This window comes from Escherichia sp. KS167_9B, from assembly GCF_030295215.1.
Classification (GTDB): domain Bacteria; phylum Pseudomonadota; class Gammaproteobacteria; order Enterobacterales; family Enterobacteriaceae; genus Escherichia; species Escherichia coli_F.
The window spans coordinates 1,883,945-1,906,501 of sequence record NZ_AP025754.1 but is presented as its reverse complement, the minus strand read 5'-3'; the positions used below and the strand labels follow the sequence as shown (position 1 = coordinate 1,906,501).

Here is a 22,557-nt window from a genome sequence, read left to right as displayed (position 1 = left end):
GCGGATTTTTCCGCCGCCTTATTGAGCGAGATAGCGATGCACGTTACAGCCAAGCCCTCCAGTTTTCAATGTAATCTCAAATGTGATTACTGTTTTTACCTTGAAAAAGAGTCGCAGTTTACTCATGAAAAATGGATGGATGACAGCACTCTGAAAGAGTTCATCAAACAATATATCGCAGCGTCTGGCAATCAGGTCTATTTTACCTGGCAAGGCGGTGAACCCACTCTGGCTGGCCTGGATTTTTTCCGTAAAGTTATTCACTATCAACAACGCTATGCAGGCCAAAAACGTATTTTTAATGCATTACAAACGAATGGCATTTTATTGAATAATGAATGGTGTGCCTTTCTCAAAGAACATGAGTTTCTGGTTGGTATCTCGATCGATGGACCCCAGGAGCTACATGACTATTACAGACGCAGTAATTCAGGTAACGGTACTTTTGCAAAAGTGATAGCAGCCATCGAGCGTCTGAAATCATATCAAGTAGAGTTTAATACGTTAACCGTCATTAATAACGTTAATGTCCATTACCCTCTTGAGGTTTATCATTTTTTAAAATCTATCGGCAGTAAACATATGCAATTTATCGAATTGCTCGAAACCGGGACGCCGAATATTGATTTCAGTGGTCATAGTGAGAACACATTCCGTATCATTGATTTTTCTGTGCCTCCTACGGCTTATGGCAAGTTTATGTCAACCATTTTTATGCAATGGGTTAAAAACGATGTGGGTGAAATTTTCATCCGTCAGTTTGAAAGCTTTGTCAGCCGTTTTTTGGGGAATGGGCATACCAGCTGTATTTTCCAGGAGTCCTGCAAGGATAATCTGGTTGTTGAAAGTAATGGAGACATTTACGAATGCGACCATTTTGTCTATCCACAGTACAAAATTGGAAACATTAATAAATCTGAACTCAAAACGATGAATAGTGTTCAACTGACAGCGCAAAAAAAACGGATTTCAGCGAAATGTCAGCAATGTGCATATAAACCTATCTGCAATGGTGGTTGCCCTAAACATCGTATTACTAAAGTAAACAATGAAACTGTTTCCTATTTTTGCGAAGGTTATAAAATCCTTTTTTCAACCATGGTGCCTTATATGAACGCCATGGTGGAGTTAGCTAAGAACAGAGTTCCACTTTACCACATTATGGATGTTGCAAAACAAATGGAGAATAATAAATAACGCACTCTATTAGCTTCAGTCTTAGCCTCCTTCTTATGAACTTAACAAGGCACCCGACATAACTTCCTGTCGGGTGTTTCGTCATCATCATCTTCCCGTGCGAAAATCCTGGCTTACGAGGTATGCGTCAGGGCATTAGCAATACTCTTGATTATCAATAGCGTAACCATAACCACTGAAAATGAAATATTTCTTTATATTTCATATTGTTAAATGATACTTAAATAAATTTCATCAGTATATCATTGCCATAGATAATCATTGGATGGCACAATCAATTTTCGCTAATGATAACCATTCCCATTACGTTTTGTATGTTGATAGCAAAGTATCTCTGTCTGCTGAAGCCCTTTTGGCTGCGTAAGAATAATAAAACTTCAGTGTTGTTAATCATTATTATCCTCGCCATGATCCTTGGCGTGGTTAAAATTCAGGTCTGGTTAAACGACTGGAATAATGATTTTTTCAATGCGCTAAGCCAGAAAGAAACTGATAAGCTTTGGCAGCTTGTCCTTTGGTTCCCTGCCCTGCTGGGGATCTTTGTATTAATATCCGTAAACAAAACATGGTTAATTAAACTACTGACTATTCGCTGGCGCGAATGGTTAACAGATTACTACCTTAATCGCTGGTTTGCAGATAAAAACTACTATTTCACGCAGATCTACGGCGAGCATAAAAATACAGATAACCCTGACCAACGTATCGCTGAAGACATTCTCTTACTGATCAGCAAAACGCTCAGCCTTTCATTTGGCTTCATCCAGTCACTTAGCATGCTGATCACCTTTACCGTTATTCTTTGGCAAAGCGCGGGTACGCTCTCATTCACTGTTGGTGGAACTGAATGGAGTATCCCGGGGTATATGGTCTATACCGTCGTGCTCATTGTGATCGGTGGAACTTTATTTACCCATAAGGTTGGTAAACGTATTCGTCCGCTTAATGTGGAAAAACAACGTAGCGAAGCGACATTTCGAACTAATCTTGTACAGCATAATAAGCAGGCAGAACTGATTGCGCTAAGCAATGCTGAGTCTCTACAACGCCAGGAGTTGAGCGAAAATTTTCATACCATTAAAGAGAACTGGCATCGTTTAATGAATCGTCAGCGGTGGCTTGATTACTGGCAGAATATTTATTCGCGCTCGCTTAGCGTTCTTCCCTACTTTCTGTTATTGCCGCAGTTTATTAGCGGACAGATCAATCTGGGCGGACTGATGAAATCACGCCAGGCATTTATGCTGGTATCGAACAATTTAAGCTGGTTTATTTATAAATATGATGAACTTGCTGAACTGGCTGCGGTTATCGATCGCTTGTATGAGTTCCATCAACTCACCGAACAGCGCCCTACGAATAAGCCTAAAAATTGCCAACATGCGGTACAAGTGGCTGACGCGAGTATTCGTACTCCTGATAATAAGATCATATTAGAGAACCTGAACTTTCATGTTTCGCCAGGCAAATGGCTATTACTGAAAGGTTACTCTGGTGCGGGAAAAACCACACTGCTTAAAACATTATCCCACTGCTGGCCGTGGTTTAAAGGTGATATTTCGTCTCCTGCTGACAGTTGGTATGTGTCACAAACACCGTTAATCAAAAGCGGCTTACTGAAAGAGATTATTTGTAAAGCACTTCCTCTGCCCGTAGACGATAAATCGTTGAGCGAAGTACTGCATCAGGTTGGTCTGGGGAAATTGGCTGCGCGTATTCATGACCACGATCGCTGGGGAGATATTCTTTCCAGCGGCGAAAAACAACGTATCGCCCTGGCACGATTAATTTTACGACGTCCGAAATGGATATTTCTTGACGAAACTACCTCTCATCTTGAGGAACAAGAGGCTATCCGCTTACTGCGTTTAGTGCGTGAAAAACTACCCACAAGCGGCGTCATTATGGTTACACATCAACCCGGTGTCTGGAACCTGGCCGATGATATTTGTGACATTAGCGCGGTTTTATAAAAACAATAAAAGCCCTGCTGTACGGAGATAAAAATAAATGAAGCGAGTTCTTATTCCTGGCGTCATTTTATGTGGCGCTGATGTGGCGCAGGCCGTCGATGACAAAAACATGTACATGCATGTTTTTGAAGAGATGACGGTCTATGCTCCTGTCCCTGTACCCGTAAACGGCAACACGCATTACACCAGTGAAAGCATCGAGCGTTTACCGACCGGGAATGGCAATATCAGCGATCTGCTGAGAACCAACCCTGCGGTGCGCATGGATTCAACGCAAAGTACCTCGTTGAACCAGGGAGATATTCGCCCGGAGAAAATCTCTATTCACGGTGCGTCGCCCTACCAGAATGCCTATTTGATTGACGGTATTAGTGCAACTAATAACCTGAACCCAGCGAATGAGTCCGATGCCAGTAGTGCAACCAATATTAGCGGGATGTCACAGGGCTATTATCTTGATGTCAGCTTACTCGACAATGTGACGCTTTATGACAGTTTTGTGCCGGTTGAATTCGGTCGCTTCAATGGCGGGGTAATTGATGCAAAGATCAAACGCTTCAATGCTGATGATAGCAGCGTGAAACTGGGTTATCGCACTACGCGTTCAAACTGGTTAACATCGCATATCGATGAGAATAACAAGAGCGCATTTAACCAAGGTTCTTCAGGAAGTACTTATTACTCTCCAGATTTTAAAAAGAACTTTTATACTTTGGCGTTTAATCAGGAACTCGCTGATAACTTCGGCGTTACCGCCGGTTTATCGCGCCGCCAGTCTGATATCATCCGCGCGGATTATGTTTCGAATGACGGCATTGTCGCCGGCAGGGCACAGTATAAAAACGTTATCGATACTGCATTGAGCAAATTTACCTGGTTTGCCAGCGACCGCTTTACCCACGATTTAACCTTAAAATATACCGGCTCCAGCCGTGATTATAATACCAGCACCTTCCCGGAGTCTGATCGCGAAATGGGTAATAAATCCTATGGTCTGGCATGGGATATGGATACCCAGCTCGCATGGGCCAAACTGCGTACCACCGTTGGTTGGGATCATATTAGTGATTATACCCGTCACGATCATGACATCTGGTACACCGAACTTTCATGTACATATGGCGATATTTCAGGGCGTTGCACCCGTGGCGGATTAGGACACATTTCCCAGGCTGTAGATAATTACACCTTCAAAACACGCCTTGACTGGCAAAAATTCGCCGTGGGTAATGTTTCGCATCAACCCTACTTCGGCGCGGAATACATCTATTCCGATGCATGGACTGAACGCCATAACCAGTCTGAATCCTATGTGATTAATGCTGCCGGAAAGAAAACTAACCATACCATTTACCATAAAGGTAAAGGCAGCCTGGGAATAGACAATTACACGCTGTATATGGCGGATCGCATTAGCTGGCGTAATGTGTCGTTAATGCCCGGCGTGCGGTATGACTATGATAACTATCTGTCAAACCACAATATCTCCCCGCGCTTTATGACGGAATGGGATATTTTTGCTGATCAAACCTCAATGATTACCGCAGGTTATAACCGTTACTATGGCGGGAATATTCTTGATATGGGATTACGTGATATCCGCAATAGCTGGACGGAATCGGTATCAGGCAATAAAACCCTGACGCGTTATCAGGATTTGAAAACGCCTTATAACGATGAACTGGCAATGGGATTGCAGCAAAAAATCGGTAAGAACGTTATTGCGCGCGCAAACTATGTTTACCGTGTAGCGCATGATCAAATCAGCAAAAGCAGTCGTACCGACAGCGCGACTAAAACCACCATTACTGAATATAACAACGACGGTAAAACCAAAACGCATTCGTTCAACCTCAGTTTTGAACTGGCCGAACCCCTGCATATCAGCCAGGTAGATATTAACCCACAAATTGTCTTTAGCTATATCAAGAGCAAGGGCAACTTGTCGTTAAACAATGGTTATGAGGAGAGCAATACCGGTGATAACCGGGTGGTTTATAACGGTAATCTGGTCTCTTACGATAGCGTTCCAGTGGCGGATTTTAATAATCCACTAAAGATCTCCTTAAACATGGATTTCACGCATCAACCGAGCGGGTTGGTGTGGGCGAATACGCTGACCTGGCAAGAAGCGCGTAAAGCTCGCATTATCCTGGGTAAGACGAATGCGCAATACATCAGCGAATATTCAGATTACAAGCAGTATGTTGACGAAAAACTGGATAGCAGCCTGACCTGGGACACCCGCTTGTCCTGGACGCCACAATTTCTGAAACAACAAAACCTGACGATCAGTGCCGATATTCTCAATGTACTGGATAGCAAAACCGCTGTTGATACAACGAATACCGGCGTGGCGACCTACGCCAGTGGCCGTACTTTCTGGCTTGATGTCAGCATGAAATTTTAATAGTTCGGATTTTACTTAACCGGGTAAATTCGCCCGGTTTTCGCATGGAGATAATTATGAGAAACCTCTGTTTCTTACTGACGTTAGTGGCAACTCTGTTGCTCCCCGGGCGACTGATTGCCGCCGCCTTACCGCAGGATGAAAAGTTAATTACCGGGCAACTGGACAATGGCTTGCGATATCTGATTTATCCGCATGCTCAACCAAAGGATCAGGTAAATTTATGGCTGCAAATTCATACCGGTTCATTGCAGGAAGAAGACAATGAGCGCGGCGTGGCTCATTTTGTAGAACATATGATGTTTAACGGCACAAAAACATGGCCGGGTAATAAAGTCATCGAAACATTTGAGTCAATGGGCCTGCGTTTTGGTCGCGATGTTAATGCCTATACCAGCTATGACGAAACAGTGTATCAGGTGAGTTTGCCGACTACGCAGAAACAAAATCTGCAACAAGTGATGGCAATCTTCAGTGAATGGAGTAATGCCGCAACCTTTGAAAAACTCGAAGTAGACGCTGAACGCGGCGTAATTACTGAGGAATGGCGTGCCCATCAGGATGCGAAATGGCGCACCTCTCAGGCGCGCCGCCCTTTCCTGCTGGCAAATACCCGTAATTTAGACCGTGAACCTATCGGCCTGATGGATACCGTCGCCACGGTCACACCGGCACAATTGCGCCAATTTTATCAACGCTGGTATCAACCAAATAATATGACCTTTATTGTGGTCGGCGATATCGACAGTAAAGAAGCGCTGGCGCTGATAAAGGATAATTTAAGTAAGCTTCCGGCTAACAAAGCAGCTGAAAATCGCGTCTGGCCGACAAAAGCCGAAAACCACCTGCGCTTTAATATCATCAATGATAAAGAAAACCGGGTGAACGGCATCGCACTCTATTATCGCCTGCCAATGGTACAAGTGAACGATGAGCAAAGCTTTATCGAACAAGCTGAATGGAGCATGTTGGTTCAGCTGTTCAACCAACGTCTGCAGGAACGTATACAGTCGGGCGAGTTGAAGACTATTTCTGGTGGCACTGCGCGCAGCGTTAAAATTGCACCCGATTATCAGTCGCTGTTTTTCCGTGTAAATGCACGTGACAATAATATGCAGGATGCTGCGAATGCATTAATGGCAGAGTTGGCAACCCTCGATCAACATGGTTTTTCTGCTGAAGAACTCGACGATGTTAAAACTACCCGCCTAACCTGGCTGAAAAATGCGGTTGATCAGCAAGCTGAACGCGATTTACGTATGCTGACCAGTCGCCTGGCGTCCAGCTCGTTAAATAATACGCCGTTCTTGTCGCCGGAAGAGACATACCAACTTTCGAAACGTCTGTGGCCGCAAATTACCGTGCAAAGTCTGGCGGAAAAATGGCAGCAGCTAAGAAAGAACCAGGACGCATTTTGGGAGCAAATGGTAAACAATGAAGTTGCCGCCAAAAAAGCATTGTCTCCTGCGGCTATCCTGGCGCTGGAAAAAGAGTACGCCAACAAAAAGCTGGCGGCTTACATCTTCCCAGGCAGAAATTTATCGTTAACAGTAGACGCTGACCCACAGGCGGAAATTAGCAGTAAAGAAACACTGGCTGAGAATCTGACATCATTAACACTTTCTAATGGTGCCAGGGTTATTCTGGCAAAATCAGCGGGTGAAGAGCAAAAGCTACAAATTATTGCCGTATCTAATAAAGGTGATTTAAGTTTCCCTGCGGAGCAAAAATCACTTATCGCGCTGGCAAATAAAGCGGTGAGTGGCAGCGGCGTTGGTGATCTCTCCTCTTCCAGCCTGAAACGCTGGAGTGCGGAAAACTCGGTAACCATGAGCAGCAAAGTCAGTGGGCTGAATACGTTGCTCTCCGTGAGCGCGCGGGCTAATAATCCTGAACCTGGTTTCCAGTTGATTAACCAGCGAATCACTCACAGCACGATTAATGACAATATTTGGGCATCGCTACAAAATGCTCAAATTCAGGCGTTGAAAACGCTCGACCAGCGTCCAGCAGAGAAATTCGCCCAGCAGATGTATGAGAAGCGCTATGCTGATGACCGTACGAAATTACTGCAAGAAAAACAGATTGCACAATTTACCGCCGCAAACGCGCTGGCTGCCGATCGCCAGTTATTTTCATCTCCAGCGGATATCACGTTTGTCGTTGTCAGTAATGTCGCAGAAGACAAACTTCTGCCGTTAATTACGCATTACTTAGGATCAATCAAACACTCTGATTCGCCATTAGCCGCAGGTAAACCATTAACTCGCGCGACGGACAACGCATCGATTACTGTAAAAGAACAAAATGAACCTGTGGCACAGGTTTCACAGTGGAAGCGTTATGATTCCCGGACACCGGTTAACCTGGCGACGCGTATGGCGCTCGATGCTTTTAACGTCGCACTGGCAAAAGATCTACGCATTAATATTCGTGAACAGGCATCTGGGGCATACAGCGTTTCTTCTCGCCTCTCGGTTGATCCTCAGGCCAAAGACATCAGTCATTTGCTGGCTTTTACTTGTCAACCGGAACGACATGATGAACTGTTAACGTTAGCGAATGAAGTGATGGTTAAGCGTCTGGCTAAAGGGATCAGTGAGCAAGAACTGAACGAATACCAGCAAAACGTTCAGCGCAGCCTCGATATCCAACAGCGTAGCGTTCAACAATTAGCGAACACCATTGTAAATAGTCTTATTCAATATGACGATCCTGCAGCATGGACTGAGCAGGAGCAATTATTGAAACAAATGACGGTAGAGAATGTTAACACTGCCGTTAAACAATATCTTTCTCATCCGGTGAATACCTATACCGGAGTATTATTGCCAAAATAATAACAGCCCCGTCAACACCTCGTTGGCGGGGATTTTAGCAATATTCGCCATTTTTATGTAATAATTTTATAAATGCGTTCAAAATAATAGCCGAGTGCTAATAATGATATTTTAATGCCTGATTTTTACGCGATAATTCAGGAGACATAGAAAGCGCATAAAAATAACAACATAAAACACCTTGCCACCACCCAAGAATTCAATAATATATTGTTTTTAATGAAAAAACATTATTCTCGTAATATTTCATGATAAATAACATTAGGATTTTGTTATTTAAACCCGAGTCCTTTGCACTTGCTTACTTTATCGATAAATCCTACTTTTTTAATGCGATCCAATCATTTTAAGGAGTTTAAAATGGATAAGAAGCAAGTAACGGATTTAAGGTCGGAATTACTCGATTCACGTTTTGGTGCGAAGTCTATTTCCACTATTGCAGAATCAAAACGTTTTCCGCTGCACGAAATGCGTGATGATGTCGCATTCCAGATTATCAATGACGAATTATATCTTGATGGCAACGCTCGTCAGAACCTGGCCACTTTCTGCCAGACCTGGGACGACGAAAATGTCCATAAGTTGATGGATTTATCCATTAACAAAAACTGGATCGACAAAGAAGAATATCCGCAATCTGCAGCAATCGATCTGCGTTGCGTAAACATGGTTGCCGATCTGTGGCATGCGCCTGCACCGAAAAATGGTCAGGCCGTTGGCACCAACACCATTGGTTCTTCCGAGGCCTGTATGCTCGGCGGGATGGCGATGAAATGGCGTTGGCGCAAGCGTATGGAAGCTGCAGGTAAGCCGACTAACAAACCTAATCTGGTGTGCGGCCCGGTACAAATCTGCTGGCATAAATTCGCCCGTTACTGGGATGTGGAACTGCGTGAAATCCCTATGCGCCCCGGTCAGTTGTTTATGGACCCGAAACGCATGATTGAAGCCTGCGACGAAAACACTATCGGCGTGGTGCCGACTTTCGGCGTGACCTACACCGGTAACTATGAGTTCCCGCAACCGCTGCACGATGCGCTGGATAAATTCCAGGCCGACACCGGTATCGACATCGACATGCACATCGACGCCGCCAGCGGTGGCTTCCTGGCACCGTTCGTCGCCCCGGATATCGTCTGGGACTTCCGCCTGCCGCGTGTGAAATCGATCAGTGCTTCAGGCCATAAATTCGGTCTGGCTCCGCTGGGCTGCGGCTGGGTTATCTGGCGTGATGAAGAAGCGCTGCCGCAGGAACTGGTGTTCAACGTTGACTACCTCGGCGGTCAGATTGGGACTTTCGCCATCAACTTCTCCCGCCCGGCGGGTCAGGTGATTGCACAATACTATGAATTCCTGCGCCTCGGTCGTGAAGGCTATACCAAAGTACAGAACGCTTCCTACCAGGTTGCCGCTTATCTGGCGGATGAAATCGCCAAACTGGGGCCGTATGAGTTCATCTGTACGGGTCGCCCGGACGAAGGCATCCCGGCGGTTTGCTTCAAACTGAAAGATGGTGAAGATCCGGGATACACCCTGTACGACCTCTCTGAACGTCTGCGTCTGCGCGGCTGGCAGGTTCCGGCCTTCACTCTCGGCGGTGAAGCCACCGACATCGTGGTGATGCGCATTATGTGTCGTCGCGGCTTCGAAATGGACTTTGCTGAACTGTTGCTGGAAGACTACAAAGCCTCCCTGAAATATCTCAGCGACCACCCGAAACTGCAGGGTATTGCCCAGCAGAACAGCTTTAAACATACCTGATAACGTTTAACGGTAACGGTGTCCCGAAACGAACCCGTTTCGGGACAATTTCCAAAGTCTGTTCACTGGCATTAGCAACGGAAAATATTGTTCTGAATACGCTTCAGAACAAAACAGGTGCGGTTCCGACAGGAATACCGTTTTAGGGGGATAATATGGCTACATCAGTACAGACAGGTAAAGCTAAGCAGCTCACATTACTCGGATTCTTTGCCATAACGGCATCGATGGTAATGGCTGTTTATGAATACCCTACTTTCGCAACATCGGGCTTTTCATTAGTCTTCTTCCTGCTATTAGGCGGGATTTTATGGTTTATTCCCGTGGGACTTTGTGCTGCGGAAATGGCTACCGTCGACGGCTGGGAAGAAGGTGGCGTCTTCGCCTGGGTATCAAATACTCTGGGGCCGAGATGGGGGTTTGCAGCGATCTCATTTGGCTATCTGCAAATCGCCATCGGTTTTATTCCAATGCTCTATTTCGTGTTAGGGGCACTCTCCTACATTTTGAAATGGCCAGCGTTGAATGAAGACCCCATTACCAAAACTATTGCAGCACTCATCATTCTTTGGGCGCTGGCATTAACACAGTTTGGTGGCACGAAATACACGGCGCGAATTGCTAAAGTTGGCTTCTTCGCCGGTATCCTGTTACCTGCATTTATTTTGATCGCATTAGCGGCTATTTATCTGCACTCCGGTGCTCCCGTTGCTATCGAAATGGATGCGAAAACCTTCTTCCCTGATTTCTCTAAAGTCGGCACCCTGGTTGTGTTTGTTGCCTTCATTTTGAGTTATATGGGGGTAGAAGCTTCCGCAACCCACGTCAATGAAATGCGCAATCCCGGTCGCGATTATCCGCTGGCGATGTTACTGCTGATGGTGGCGGCAATCTGCTTAAGCTCTGTTGGCGGTTTGTCTATTGCGATGGTTATTCCGGGTAATGAAATCAACCTCTCCGCAGGGGTAATGCAAACCTTTACCGTTCTTATGTCCCATGTGGCACCGGAAATTGAGTGGACGGTTCGCGTGATCTCCGCACTGCTGTTGCTGGGTGTTCTGGCGGAAATCGCTTCCTGGATTGTTGGCCCTTCTCGCGGGATGTATGTCACCGCGCAGAAAAACCTGCTGCCAGCGGCGTTCGCTAAAATGAACAAAAATGGCGTACCGGTAACGCTGGTTATTTCGCAGTTGGTGATTACTACTATCGCGTTGATCATCCTCACCAATACTGGTGGCGGTAACAATATGTCCTTCCTGATCGCCCTGGCGCTGACGGTGGTGATTTATCTGTGTGCTTATTTCATGCTGTTTATTGGCTACATTGTGTTGGTTCTTAAACATCCTGACTTAAAACGCACATTTAATATCCCTGGTGGTAAAGGGGTGAAACTGGTCGTGGCAATTGTCGGTCTGCTGACTTCAATTATGGCGTTTATTGTTTCCTTCCTGCCGCCGGATAACATCCAGGGTGACTCTACCGATATGTATGTTGAATTACTGGTCGTTAGTTTCCTGGTGGTACTTGCCCTGCCCTTTATTCTCTATGCTGTTCATGATCGTAAAGGCAAAGCGAATACCGGCGTCACTCTGGAGCCAATCAACAGTAAGAACGCACCAAAAGGTCACTTCTTCCTGCACCCGCGTGCACGTTCACCACACTATATTGTGATGAATGACAAGAAACACTAACCATGTCTGAATGGTTATAAGACAAGGGAGCGATAATTCATCGCTCCCTTTTTCGTGCTCGCTGTCGTATTGACTTAACCGGGATAAGTACGAGAATGAGCGCACATCTGTTTACCGGAAACCAGCATATATGGATATCTGCTCCCGAAACGAGAAATTAGCAATTAGAAGACCAGCGGTACTGGTTGCACTGGCACTGTTACTGTGTAGTTGCAAAAGCACGCCCCCAGAGTCAATGGTGACACCACCAACAGGTTCGAAGCCACCAGCTACGACGCAACAATCGTCACAACCGATGCGTGGCATCTGGCTGGCCACAGTGTCTCGCCTCGACTGGCCACCGGTTTCCTCGGTTAACATTAGTAACCCCACCAGCCGGATCCGCGTACAACAACAGGCGATGATCGACAAGCTCGATCATCTGCAACGTCTCGGTATAAACACGGTCTTTTTCCAGGTCAAGCCGGACGGTACCGCACTATGGCCATCGAAAATTTTGCCGTGGTCCGATCTTATGACCGGTAAGATTGGCGAAAACCCGGGTTACGATCCGTTGCAATTTATGCTCGACGAAGCCCACAAGCGTGGGATGAAAGTACACGCCTGGTTTAACCCTTACCGCGTATCGGTTAATACAAAGCCTGGTACTATCAGGGAACTGAATAGCACCCTGTCTCAACAACCGGCCAGCGTCTATGTGCAACACCGCGACTGGATTAGAACGTCGGGTGATCGGTTTGTCCTCGACCCAGGCATCCCTGAGGTTCAGGACTGGATCACATCAATAGTCGCGGAAGTGGTTTCCCGCTATCCGGTAGATGGCGTGCAGTTTGACGACTATTTTTATACTGAGTCACCAGCTTCACGGCTAAATGATAACGAAACGTACCGCAAATACGGAGGCGCATTTGCGTCAAAAGCAGACTGGCGGCGCAACAATACTCAGCAGTTAATTGCGAAGGTATCGCACACCATTAAAAGCATTAAGCCGGAAGTCGAATTTGGCGTTAGCCCGGCAGGCGTGTGGCGTAACCGATCACACGATCCGCTCGGTTCTGATACCCGAGGCGCGGCAGCCTATGACGAATCCTACGCTGACACGCGCCGATGGGTGGAACAAGGATTGCTGGATTACATTGCCCCCCAAATTTACTGGCCATTCTCGCGGAGTGCCGCGCGTTATGACGTGTTGGCAAAATGGTGGGCGGATGTCGTTAAACCGACCAGGACCCGCCTGTATATCGGTATCGCCTTCTATAAAGTGGGTGAACCTTCAAAGATAGAGCCAGACTGGATGATTAACGGCGGCGTACCGGAACTGAAAAAGCAACTCGATCTTAACGATGCCGTGCCAGAAATTAGCGGCACAATCTTGTTCCGTGAGGACTATCTGAACAAACCTCAGACTCAACAAGCGGTCAGCTATTTGCAAAGTCGTTGGGGCAGTTAAACTTGTAACATGGCCGGTGCTTTACTCACCGGCTTGTTATCCTCTTGAAATATCCCACTAATAATCATGCTTATTTAAGCCAAATTAACCACGCAATTAACCACTCTTAGTTTAATAGCCATAAAACCCCTAATAAAAATGTATGAATATGAAAACCCTACGGTATTCGCTGTTTCCGAAAAATAATTACGATGGGCTATACTCTTCTGAAGAACAGTAGCGTAGATTGAAACTGTCCTAACTCTCTTATTTCTTTTCAGTATATCTTCATATTTCAGGAGAATATGTGCAGTTAGTCGATCTCGCACGTTGCGTTTCGTTTTTGATTCCGTCTGCTTTCTCAGCCTTATAAGGGTGTGAATTATGGAGATGTATTTTAAAAGAATGAAAGATGAGTGGACCGGGCTTGTCGAACAAGCAGATCCGCTCATTCGTGCTAAAGCCGCGGAAATTGCCGTTGCGCATGCCCATTACCTGAGCATTGAGTTTTACCGAATTGTCCGTATCGACCCGCATGCCGAAGAATTCTTGAGTAATGAACAAGTTGAGCGGCAGCTGAAAAGTGCGATGGAACGCTGGATTATTAATGTGCTTTCTGCCCAGGTTGACGATGTTGAAAGGCTAATACAAATCCAGCATACCGTCGCAGAAGTGCATGCCCGCATCGGCATTCCAGTAGAAATTGTCGAGATGGGGTTTCGGGTGCTGAAAAAAATCCTCTATCCGGTGATTTTCTCTTCGGATTATTCTGCCGCAGAAAAACTTCAGGTCTACCATTTCTCGATTAACAGTATTGATATCGCGATGGAAGTCATGACCCGCGCGTTTACCTTTAGTGACAGTAGTGCCTCAAAAGAAGATGAAAACTATCGTATCTTCTCGTTACTGGAAAACGCCGAAGAAGAAAAAGAACGGCAAATAGCCTCAATCCTTTCATGGGAAATTGACATTATCTATAAAGTTCTGCTGGATTCTGATTTAGGCAGTAGTTTGCCTTTAAGCCAGGCTGATTTTGGCCTGTGGTTTAACCATAAAGGTCGACATTATTTTAGCGGCATTGCCGAAGTGGGTCATATCTCCCGCCTGATTCAGGATTTCGACGGTATTTTTAATCAAACCATACGTAATACAAAAAATTTGAGCAACAAAACTCTGCGGGTGAGATTTTTATTACAGATAAGAAATACCGTATCGCAAATTATTACCTTGCTGCGTGAATTATTTGAAGAAGTATCTCGCCACGAAGTGGGTATGGATGTACTGACAAAATTACTTAACCGCCGCTTCCTGCCGACCATCTTTAAACGCGAAATTGCCCATGCCAACCGGACCGGAACCCCCCTGTCAGTGCTGATTATTGACGTTGATAAATTCAAAGAGATCAACGATACGTGGGGCCATAACACTGGCGATGAAATTCTGCGTAAAGTTTCTCAGGCCTTTTATGACAACGTCCGCAGTAGTGATTATGTTTTCCGCTACGGGGGCGATGAATTTATCATTGTTTTGACTGAAGCTTCGGAAAACGAAACGTTACGTACCGCAGAACGTATTCGCAGTCGGGTGGAGAAAACCAAACTGAAAGCCGCAAACGGCGAAGATATTGCCCTCTCACTTTCCATCGGTGCCGCCATGTTTAATGGTCATCCTGACTATGAGCGCCTCATTCAAATAGCCGATGAAGCTCTGTATATCGCCAAAAGACGAGGTAGAAACCGTGTTGAACTCTGGAAAGCCAGTCTTTAGATGCGCCAGGATGCAGAGGTAATCATGAAGCTAACCGATGCGGATAATGCCGCCGATGGCATTTTTTTCCCCGCCCTTGAGCAAAATATGATGGGCGCGGTGATTACGACATCGCGATTGGCAACTGGAGTCCGGATTTTGCCGACCCGTATATGTTTATGAATTACTGGTTTGAGTCCGACAAAAAAGGTCTGCCGGGTAACCGCTCGTTCTATGAAAACAGTGAGGTCGATAAGCTACTGCGCAATGCGCTAGCGACCACCGACCAGACGCAGCGTACCCGGGACTACCAGCAGGCACAGAAAATCGTCATTGATGACGCTGCTTATGTGTACCTGTTCCAGAAAAACTACCAACTGGCGATGAACAAAGAGGTGAAAGGCTTTGTGTTCAATCCCATGCTGGAACAGGTCTTCAATATCAATACCATGAGTAAATAACGTGACCTTCTGGAGTATTTTACGCCAACGCTGCTGGGGGCTGGTGCTCGTGGTGGCGGGCGTCTGTGTGATTACGTTTATTATCTCGCACCTGATCCCCGGCGACCCGGCGCGGTTACTGGCGGGTGACCGCGCCAGCGATGCTATCGTGGATAATATTCGCCAGCAACTGGGACTGGACCAGCCACTGTACGTACAGTTTTACCGCTACGTCAGCGACCTGTTTCAGGGTGACCTGGGAACATCCATTCGTACCGGGCGTCCGGTGCTGGAAGAGTTGCGCATATTTTTCCCGGCGACGCTGGAACTGGCATTTTGCGCTCTGCTGCTGGCACTCCTGGTTGGTATCCCGCTGGGCATACTCTCTGCAGTCTGGCGAAATCGCTGGCTGGATCATCTGGTGCGAATAATGGCCATTACCGGAATCTCCACACCTGCGTTCTGGCTTGGGCTGGGCGTCATTGTGCTGTTTTATGGTCATCTGCAAATTCTTCCCGGCGGCGGAAGGCTTGATGACTGGCTGGATCCACCAACGCACGTTACCGGCTTTTATCTGCTCGATGCGCTGCTTGAAGGCAACGGTGAAGTCTTCTTCAATGCGCTGCAACATCTCATCTTACCGGCATTAACGCTGGCGTTCGTTCACCTGGGGATTGTCGCTCGCCAGATCCGCTCAGCTATGCTGGAACAATTGAGTGAAGACTACATTCGTACCGCCCGGGCCAGCGGCTTGCCCGGCTGGTATATCGTTTTATGTTATGCGCTACCCAATGCGTTGATCCCCTCGATTACCGTATTGGGGCTGGCGCTGGGCGATTTGTTGTATGGCGCAGTGCTCACCGAAACCGTTTTTGCCTGGCCTGGAATGGGTGCATGGGTAGTAACATCAATACAGGCGCTCGACTTCCCGGCAGTGATGGGCTTTGCCGTCGTGGTTTCATTTGCTTATGTGCTGGTCAACCTGGTGGTGGATTTGCTCTATTTGTGGATTGATCCGCGTATCGGACGTGGAGGTGATGAATGATGCTAAGCGAGGAAACGTCCGTCGTACGCCCACCAAAACAAACGCGATTTAACGGTGCAAAACTGGTATGGATGCTGAAAGGCAGTCCGCTCACCGTGACCGGCGCAGTCATCATTGTATTAATGCTACTGATGATGATTTTTTCACCGTGGCTGGCGACGCATGATCCCAACGCCATTGATTTAACTGCCCGCCTTTTGCCGCCTTCTGCGGCGCACTGGTTTGGCACCGATGAAGTGGGACGCGATCTGTTTAGCCGCGTACTGGTCGGCAGTCAGCAATCAATTCTCGCCGGATTAGTGGTGGTCGCCATTGCGGGTATGATGGGTTCGCTACTCGGGTGTCTATCCGGTGTGCTTGGCGGCCGCGCAGACGCGATCATCATGCGCATCATGGACATTATGCTGTCGATTCCTTCGCTGGTGCTGACAATGGCGCTGGCTGCCGCACTTGGACCGAGTTTGTTTAACGCCATGCTGGCGATTGCTATCGTGCGTATCCCGTTTTATGTGCGCCTGGCGCGGGGGCAAACATTAGTTGTTCGCCAGTACACTTACGTTCAGGCGGCGAAAACCTTTGGTGCGTCGCGTTGGCATCTGATCAACTGGCATATTTTACGTAACTCCCTGCCGCCGCTGATTGTGCAGGCATCGCTGGATATTGGTAGCGCGATTTTAATGGCCGCCACGTTGGGATTTATTGGCCTGGGTGCTCAACAACCGAGTGCTGAATGGGGGGCGATGGTGGCGAATGGCCGCAACTATGTGCTCGATCAATGGTGGTATTGCGCATTTCCGGGGGCAGCGATTTTGCTTACCGCCGTCGGGTTCAATCTCTTTGGTGATGGTATTCGCGATCTGCTTGACCCGAAAGCAGGAGGAAAGCAGTCATGACCCAACCCGTTCTGGACATTCAACAGCTGCATTTGAGTTTCTCCGGTTTTAACGGCGACGTTCACGCGCTCAACAATGTGTCATTGAAAATCAACCGCGGTGAAATTGTCGGTCTGGTGGGAGAATCCGGCTCGGGTAAATCAGTCACTGCAATGTTGATTATGCGTCTGTTACCGACGGGTAGTTATTGCGTACATCGGGGACATATTTCACTGCTGGGAGAAGATGCTCTTAACGCTCGGGAAAAACAGCTTCGTCAGTGGCGCGGCGCACGAGTGGCGATGATCTTTCAGGAACCGATGACCGCCCTAAATCCGACACGTCGAATAGGTCTTCAGATGATGGACGTGATCCGCCATCATCAACCAATAAGTCGTAGGGAAGCCAGAGCTAAAGCGATTGCCCTGCTGGAAGAGATGCAAATCCCGGATGCCGTGGAAGTTATGTCGCGCTATCCGTTTGAGCTTTCAGGTGGTATGCGCCAGCGGGTAATGATTGCGCTGGCATTCTCCTGCGAGCCGCAATTGATTATTGCCGACGAACCGACTACGGCGCTGGACGTCACGGTACAGTTGCAGGTACTGCGTCTGCTTAAACATAAAGCCCGCGCCAGTGGAACTGCGGTACTGTTCATCAGCCATGATATGGCCGTGGTGTCGCAACTGTGCGATAGCGTTTACGTGATGTATGCCGGAAGCGTGATCGAGAGCGGCATGACGGCAGACGTTATCCATCATCCCCAGCATCCGTATACCATTGGTTTGCTGCAATGCGCACCGGAACATGGAATACCACGCCAGCCATTACCCGCCATTCCAGGGACGGTACCAAACCTCACCCATTTGCCTGACGGCTGCGCTTTTCGCGATCGTTGCTATGCGGCAGGTACACAGTGTGAAAACGTCCCGGCGCTGACAGCGTGTGGTGACAACAACCACCGCTGCGCCTGTTGGTATCCTCAGCAGGAGGTCATTAGTGTCTGACACGTTATTAACGTTACGCGACGTCCATATCAATTTCCCGGCCCGAAAAAACTGGCTTGGTAAAACTACGGAACATGTTCATGCCATCAATGGTATTGATTTACAGATCCGTCGTGGTGAAACCTTAGGGATCGTCGGTGAGTCAGGCTGCGGCAAAAGCACCCTCGCACAGCTTTTAATGGGTATGCTGCAACCGAGCCACGGGCAGTACATCCGTTCAGGATCACAACGCATTATGCAGATGGTGTTTCAGGACCCGCTCTCTTCGCTTAATCCGCGCTTACCGGTGTGGCGCATCATCACGGAACCGCTCTGGATTGCTAAGCGTAGTAGTGAACAACAGCGGCGAGCGTTGGCAGAGGAGCTGGCTGTGCAGGTGGGTATTCGTCCGGAGTATCTCGACCGCTTGCCTCATGCGTTCTCAGGCGGGCAGCGGCAACGTATCGCCATTGCCAGAGCACTCTCTTCGCAGCCTGACGTGATTGTGCTTGATGAACCCACCTCGGCGCTGGATATCTCCGTCCAGGCGCAGATCCTCAATTTACTGGTAACGCTACAGGAAAATCGCGGGCTGACTTATGTGCTGATTTCACACAATGTCTCGGTGATTCGTCATATGAGCGATCGGGTAGCGGTGATGTATCTCGGACAGATTGTGGAACTGGGCGACGCGCAGCAGGTGCTCTCTACTCCGGCACATCCATACACCCGATTATTGCTGGATTCCCTGCCCGCCATTGATAAACCGCTGGAGGAAGAATGGGCATTGCGTAAAACGGAACTACCAGGAAACCGCACGTTGCCGCCGGGCTGTTTTTTCCGCGAACGTTGCCCCCTGGCAACCAGCGGATGTGAAGTTCGGCAATCATTCACGACGCGGGAGGACGGACGTGAGATCAGGTGCTGGCGGGCGCTGTAGAGACGCTAACAACGCATCAGGCAATCACGCGCCTGACGCGTCATCCGGCAACGCTTTACGATTTCAACTGGTAATCAAGCGTAATTTCAGCTTTCAGTACCTGAGAAACCGGGCATCCTGCTTTTGCTTTCTGGATAATGCCGTCAAAAGTAGAGGCATCAATACCCGGCACCGCAACTTCGCTCTTCAGTGCGATTTTAGTAATCGCAAACCCGGCATCCACTTTATCCAGCGAGACATCGGCGGTGGTATCAATCGATGTGGGCGTGAATCCTGCTTCCCCCAGCATTAATGAAAGCGCCATTGAGAAACATGCTGCATGCGCCGCGCCAATCAGTTCTTCAGGGTTAGTTCCTTTTTCGCCTTCAAAACGCGTATTAAATCCATACGGCTGTTGGTTCAGCACGCCGCTCTCGGTGGATACGGTTCCCTTCCCGCGTTTGATATCGCCTTCCCAGTGTGCCTGACCTTTCTTATGGATTGTCATTGTTGCTCTCCTGTGGGCTTAAAAAGGAAATTATAGACTACGTGAGAAACAGCACGAGGATAAGCAGGATATTCCGAATAGAATCCGGCGAAAATATTATCTATGTACTTAAATAAAATTCCCACAATAGATAACCGGGAATATATAACTCAAGAGATATTGCATCAATATTAATCGGATCATACCAATCACAATCCCTATGAATATCATGAAGTTAAAATATAAAAATCATCAACCAGGACTAATCTTAACAACGAAGCGGCAAATATTTGCCATGCTGAATGTGCTTTATAAATCTGCGATCCGTAGCAGACACCATAAATACACAGACACGGAGAATCACTATGTTTACTTATTATCAGGCAGAAAATTCAACAGCAGAACCCGCTCTGGTTAATGCCATTGAGCAAGGCCTTCGGGCAGAACACGGTGTTGTCACTGAAGATGACATTCTCATGGAGCTGACCAAATGGGTGGAAGCTTCTGATAACGACATCCTCAGTGATATCTACCAGCAAACGATCAATTATGTGGTCAGTGGCCAGCACCCTACGCTTTAAGGTGCTATGCTTGATCGGCAACCTAATTTAGGGGTTTAGCACGTGTTTCTTCGCTACGGCGATGTTGTCCTTAAAACTAGCAACAGGATTGAGGAGTTAAAATGAAATCGAACCGTCAGGCACGTCATATTCTTGGACTGGACCATAAAATTTCTAACCAGCGCAAAATAGTTACCGAAGGTGATAAATCCAGCGTGGTAAATAACCCAACCGGCAGAAAACGCCCCGCTGAAAAGTAATCTTTAACAATCAGTCCTCAATGACGATTAAACACCATTGCCTGCGCAATGGTGTTTTTGTTTTTAACTGCTTTATACTTGGAGCCGACGCCCTGGCGGTAAAGCAAAGACGATAAAAGCACCCCAGGGATGGATATTCAAAAAAGAGTGAGTGACATGGAACCAAAAACAAAAAAACAGCGTTCGCTTTATATTCCTTACGCTGGCCCTGTACTGCTGGAATTTCCCTTGTTGAATAAAGGCAGCGCCTTCAGCATGGAAGAACGCCGTAACTTCAACCTGCTGGGGTTACTGCCGGAAGTGGTCGAAACCATCGAAGAACAAGCGGAACGCGCATGGATCCAGTATCAGGGATTCAAAACCGAAATCGACAAGCACATCTACCTGCGTAACATCCAGGACACTAACGAAACCCTCTTCTACCGTCTGGTAAACAATCATCTTGATGAGATGATGCCTGTTATTTATACCCCAACCGTCGGCGCAGCCTGTGAGCGTTTTTCTGAGATCTACCGCCGTTCACGCGGCGTGTTTATCTCTTACCAGAACCGCCACAATATGGACGATATTCTGCAAAACGTACCGAACCATAATATTAAAGTGATTGTGGTGACGGACGGCGAACGTATTCTGGGGCTTGGTGACCAGGGCATCGGTGGGATGGGTATTCCGATCGGTAAACTGTCGCTCTATACCGCCTGCGGTGGCATAAGCCCGGCGTATACACTGCCGGTGGTGCTGGATGTCGGGACGAACAACCAGCAGTTGCTTAACGATCCGCTGTATATGGGCTGGCGTAATCCACGTATCACTGACGACGAATACTATGAATTCGTGGATGAATTTATCCAGGCTGTGAAACAACGCTGGCCGGACGTGCTGTTGCAGTTTGAAGACTTCGCACAAAAAAATGCGATGCCGTTGCTTAACCGCTATCGCAATGAAATTTGTTCTTTTAACGATGATATTCAGGGCACCGCGGCGGTAACAGTCGGCACACTGATCGCAGCCAGCCGTGCGGCGGGCGGTCAGTTAAGCGAGAAAAAAATCGTCTTCCTCGGCGCAGGTTCAGCAGGATGCGGCATTGCGGAGATGATCATCGCCCAGACCCAGCGTGAAGGATTAAGCGAAGAAGCGGCGCGGCAGAAAGTCTTTATGGTCGATCGCTTTGGTCTGCTCACCGACAAGATGCCGAATCTGCTGCCTTTTCAGACCAAACTGGTGCAGAAGCGCGAAAATCTCAGTGACTGGGATACTGACAGCGATGTGCTGTCATTGCTTGATGTGGTGCGCAATGTCAAACCGGATATTCTGATTGGCGTCTCAGGACAGACCGGGCTGTTTACGGAAGAGATCATCCGTGAGATGCATAAATACTGTCCGCGTCCGATCGTGATGCCGCTGTCTAACCCGACTTCACGCGTGGAAGCCACACCTCAGGACATTATCGCCTGGACTGAAGGTAACGCGCTGGTCGCCACCGGCAGTCCGTTTAATCCGGTGGTATGGAAAGATAAAATCTACCCTATCGCGCAATGCAACAACGCTTTTATCTTCCCGGGCATTGGGCTGGGCGTTATTGCTTCCGGCGCGTCACGTATCACCGATGAGATGCTGATGTCAGCAAGCGAAACACTTGCTCAGTATTCGCCGCTGGTCCTGAACGGCGAAGGTCTGGTATTACCGGAACTGAAAGATATTCAGAAAGTCTCCCGCGCAATTGCGTTTGCGGTTGGCAAAATGGCGCAGCAGCAAGGTGTGGCGGTGAAAACGTCTGCCGAAGCTCTGCAACAGGCCATTGATGATAACTTCTGGCAAGCCGAATACCGCGACTACCGCCGTACATCCATCTAAGCCAGCGCCCGGTAGTGACTGCTACCGGGCAATTTTCCTCTTCCTTTTTCAGATCTCATCCATACTGGGTAGTGGCGAATAAATCTCATT

The 22,557-nt window shown here is 47.7% G+C and carries 17 protein-coding genes and 2 pseudogenes; 17 read left to right on the top strand and 2 right to left on the bottom strand.

The features are described from left to right. Positions 1-36 precede the first annotated feature (36 nt). A complete protein-coding gene (locus tag QUE34_RS09555; protein WP_032303030.1) occupies positions 37-1,197 on the top strand; it encodes an anaerobic sulfatase maturase in 1,161 nt (386 codons plus the stop codon). Here QUE34_RS09555 and QUE34_RS09550 read toward each other — a convergent pair. Continuing rightward, the gene (locus QUE34_RS09550; RefSeq protein WP_123059887.1) at positions 1,160-1,282 is read right to left on the bottom strand and encodes a hypothetical protein; all 123 of its coding nucleotides are present in this window, start codon (positions 1,280-1,282) and stop codon (positions 1,160-1,162) included. The two genes, QUE34_RS09555 and QUE34_RS09550, sit on opposite strands and share 38 nt — an antisense overlap. A gap of 202 nt (positions 1,283-1,484) precedes the next feature. On the opposite strand from QUE34_RS09550, the gene QUE34_RS09545 reads away from it, so the two are divergent. The 13 genes and pseudogenes from QUE34_RS09545 to QUE34_RS09490 all read left to right on the top strand — a co-directional run bounded on the left by QUE34_RS09545 (position 1,485) and on the right by QUE34_RS09490 (position 19,327). Then, a complete protein-coding gene (locus tag QUE34_RS09545; RefSeq protein WP_103253613.1) occupies positions 1,485-3,170 on the top strand; it encodes an ABC transporter ATP-binding protein/permease in 1,686 nt (561 codons plus the stop codon). 37 nt (positions 3,171-3,207) lie between these two features. Continuing rightward, positions 3,208-5,580 carry a TonB-dependent receptor plug domain-containing protein gene (locus QUE34_RS09540; protein ID WP_286338955.1) on the top strand — a complete coding sequence of 791 codons (2,373 nt, stop codon included), beginning with the start codon at positions 3,208-3,210 and terminating at the stop codon, positions 5,578-5,580. A gap of 56 nt (positions 5,581-5,636) precedes the next feature. After that, on the top strand, positions 5,637-8,420 hold the full coding sequence (locus QUE34_RS09535; RefSeq protein ID WP_198600487.1) for a M16 family metallopeptidase: 2,784 nt from the start codon (positions 5,637-5,639) through the stop codon (positions 8,418-8,420). Positions 8,421-8,780: 360 nt separating this feature from the next. Continuing rightward, entirely contained in the window at positions 8,781-10,181 is a 1,401-nt protein-coding gene (gene gad, locus QUE34_RS09530; protein WP_000358943.1) for a glutamate decarboxylase, read from the top strand. Positions 10,182-10,336: 155 nt separating this feature from the next. Next, positions 10,337-11,872, top strand: coding sequence for an acid resistance gamma-aminobutyrate antiporter GadC (gene gadC, locus QUE34_RS09525; protein ID WP_032303025.1), 1,536 nt, complete (start codon positions 10,337-10,339; stop codon positions 11,870-11,872). Positions 11,873-12,002: 130 nt separating this feature from the next. Then, positions 12,003-13,322 (top strand): family 10 glycosylhydrolase, encoded by a 1,320-nt coding sequence (locus tag QUE34_RS09520; protein ID WP_077756956.1) that lies wholly within the window; start codon positions 12,003-12,005, stop codon positions 13,320-13,322. Positions 13,323-13,685: 363 nt separating this feature from the next. After that, positions 13,686-15,068, top strand: coding sequence for a diguanylate cyclase DosC (dosC, locus tag QUE34_RS09515; protein WP_000426274.1), 1,383 nt, complete (start codon positions 13,686-13,688; stop codon positions 15,066-15,068). Positions 15,069-15,092: 24 nt separating this feature from the next. Beyond that, positions 15,093-15,173 (top strand): annotated as a pseudogene (locus tag QUE34_RS28585) (PAS domain S-box protein); the annotation flags it as partial. Next, positions 15,161-15,508 (top strand): annotated as a pseudogene (locus QUE34_RS09510) (ABC transporter substrate-binding protein); the annotation flags it as partial. The pseudogenes QUE34_RS28585 and QUE34_RS09510, both read left to right, overlap by 13 nt. 1 nt (position 15,509) lies before the next feature. After that, a complete protein-coding gene (locus QUE34_RS09505) occupies positions 15,510-16,532 on the top strand; it encodes an ABC transporter permease (RefSeq protein ID WP_000145093.1) in 1,023 nt (340 codons plus the stop codon). Beyond that, the gene (gene ddpC, locus QUE34_RS09500) at positions 16,529-17,425 is read left to right on the top strand and encodes a D,D-dipeptide ABC transporter permease (protein WP_032184225.1); all 897 of its coding nucleotides are present in this window, start codon (positions 16,529-16,531) and stop codon (positions 17,423-17,425) included. Before QUE34_RS09505 ends, ddpC begins: the two co-directional genes overlap by 4 nt. Continuing rightward, on the top strand, positions 17,422-18,408 hold the full coding sequence (locus QUE34_RS09495) for an ABC transporter ATP-binding protein (protein WP_032303019.1): 987 nt from the start codon (positions 17,422-17,424) through the stop codon (positions 18,406-18,408). Before ddpC ends, QUE34_RS09495 begins: the two co-directional genes overlap by 4 nt. Then, positions 18,401-19,327 carry an oligopeptide/dipeptide ABC transporter ATP-binding protein gene (locus QUE34_RS09490; RefSeq protein WP_032303018.1) on the top strand — a complete coding sequence of 309 codons (927 nt, stop codon included), beginning with the start codon at positions 18,401-18,403 and terminating at the stop codon, positions 19,325-19,327. The genes QUE34_RS09495 and QUE34_RS09490 overlap by 8 nt, the downstream gene beginning before the upstream one ends. A 55-nt stretch (positions 19,328-19,382) precedes the next feature. Here the strand turns inward: QUE34_RS09490 and osmC are convergent, their stop codons facing one another. Further along, positions 19,383-19,814 carry a peroxiredoxin OsmC gene (osmC, locus tag QUE34_RS09485; RefSeq protein ID WP_000152305.1) on the bottom strand — a complete coding sequence of 144 codons (432 nt, stop codon included), beginning with the start codon at positions 19,812-19,814 and terminating at the stop codon, positions 19,383-19,385. A gap of 344 nt (positions 19,815-20,158) precedes the next feature. Between osmC and bdm the strand changes: the two genes are divergently transcribed. The 3 genes from bdm to maeA all read left to right on the top strand — a co-directional run bounded on the left by bdm (position 20,159) and on the right by maeA (position 22,467). Continuing rightward, complete coding sequence (gene bdm / locus QUE34_RS09480) at positions 20,159-20,374, top strand: biofilm-dependent modulation protein (protein ID WP_000495766.1); 216 nt, start codon at positions 20,159-20,161, stop codon at positions 20,372-20,374. Positions 20,375-20,475: 101 nt separating this feature from the next. Further along, complete coding sequence (gene sra, locus QUE34_RS09475) at positions 20,476-20,613, top strand: stationary-phase-induced ribosome-associated protein (protein WP_000841554.1); 138 nt, start codon at positions 20,476-20,478, stop codon at positions 20,611-20,613. Between the two features lie 156 nt (positions 20,614-20,769). After that, positions 20,770-22,467: a malate dehydrogenase gene (gene maeA, locus QUE34_RS09470; RefSeq protein WP_032303017.1), complete on the top strand. Its 1,698-nt coding sequence runs from the start codon at positions 20,770-20,772 to the stop codon at positions 22,465-22,467. The last annotated feature ends 90 nt before the right edge of the window (positions 22,468-22,557 follow it).

What these genes read in the sequence shown, in the direction of transcription:
- gadC (WP_032303025.1), top strand. Translation starts at nt 10,337, where the DNA reads ATGGCTACATCAGTACAGACAGGTAAAGCTAAGCAGCTCACATTACTC.
- maeA (WP_032303017.1), top strand. Translation starts at nt 20,770, where the DNA reads ATGGAACCAAAAACAAAAAAACAGCGTTCGCTTTATATTCCTTACGCT.
- gad (WP_000358943.1), top strand. Translation starts at nt 8,781, where the DNA reads ATGGATAAGAAGCAAGTAACGGATTTAAGGTCGGAATTACTCGATTCA.
- QUE34_RS09520 (WP_077756956.1), top strand. Translation starts at nt 12,003, where the DNA reads ATGGATATCTGCTCCCGAAACGAGAAATTAGCAATTAGAAGACCAGCG.
- bdm (WP_000495766.1), top strand. Translation starts at nt 20,159, where the DNA reads ATGTTTACTTATTATCAGGCAGAAAATTCAACAGCAGAACCCGCTCTG.
- osmC (WP_000152305.1), bottom strand. Translation starts at nt 19,814, where the DNA reads ATGACAATCCATAAGAAAGGTCAGGCACACTGGGAAGGCGATATCAAA.
- QUE34_RS09540 (WP_286338955.1), top strand. Translation starts at nt 3,208, where the DNA reads ATGAAGCGAGTTCTTATTCCTGGCGTCATTTTATGTGGCGCTGATGTG.
- QUE34_RS09555 (WP_032303030.1), top strand. Translation starts at nt 37, where the DNA reads ATGCACGTTACAGCCAAGCCCTCCAGTTTTCAATGTAATCTCAAATGT.
- ddpC (WP_032184225.1), top strand. Translation starts at nt 16,529, where the DNA reads ATGATGCTAAGCGAGGAAACGTCCGTCGTACGCCCACCAAAACAAACG.
- QUE34_RS09495 (WP_032303019.1), top strand. Translation starts at nt 17,422, where the DNA reads ATGACCCAACCCGTTCTGGACATTCAACAGCTGCATTTGAGTTTCTCC.
- QUE34_RS09550 (WP_123059887.1), bottom strand. Translation starts at nt 1,282, where the DNA reads ATGACGAAACACCCGACAGGAAGTTATGTCGGGTGCCTTGTTAAGTTC.
- QUE34_RS09535 (WP_198600487.1), top strand. Translation starts at nt 5,637, where the DNA reads ATGAGAAACCTCTGTTTCTTACTGACGTTAGTGGCAACTCTGTTGCTC.
- sra (WP_000841554.1), top strand. Translation starts at nt 20,476, where the DNA reads ATGAAATCGAACCGTCAGGCACGTCATATTCTTGGACTGGACCATAAA.
- dosC (WP_000426274.1), top strand. Translation starts at nt 13,686, where the DNA reads ATGGAGATGTATTTTAAAAGAATGAAAGATGAGTGGACCGGGCTTGTC.
- QUE34_RS09545 (WP_103253613.1), top strand. Translation starts at nt 1,485, where the DNA reads ATGATAACCATTCCCATTACGTTTTGTATGTTGATAGCAAAGTATCTC.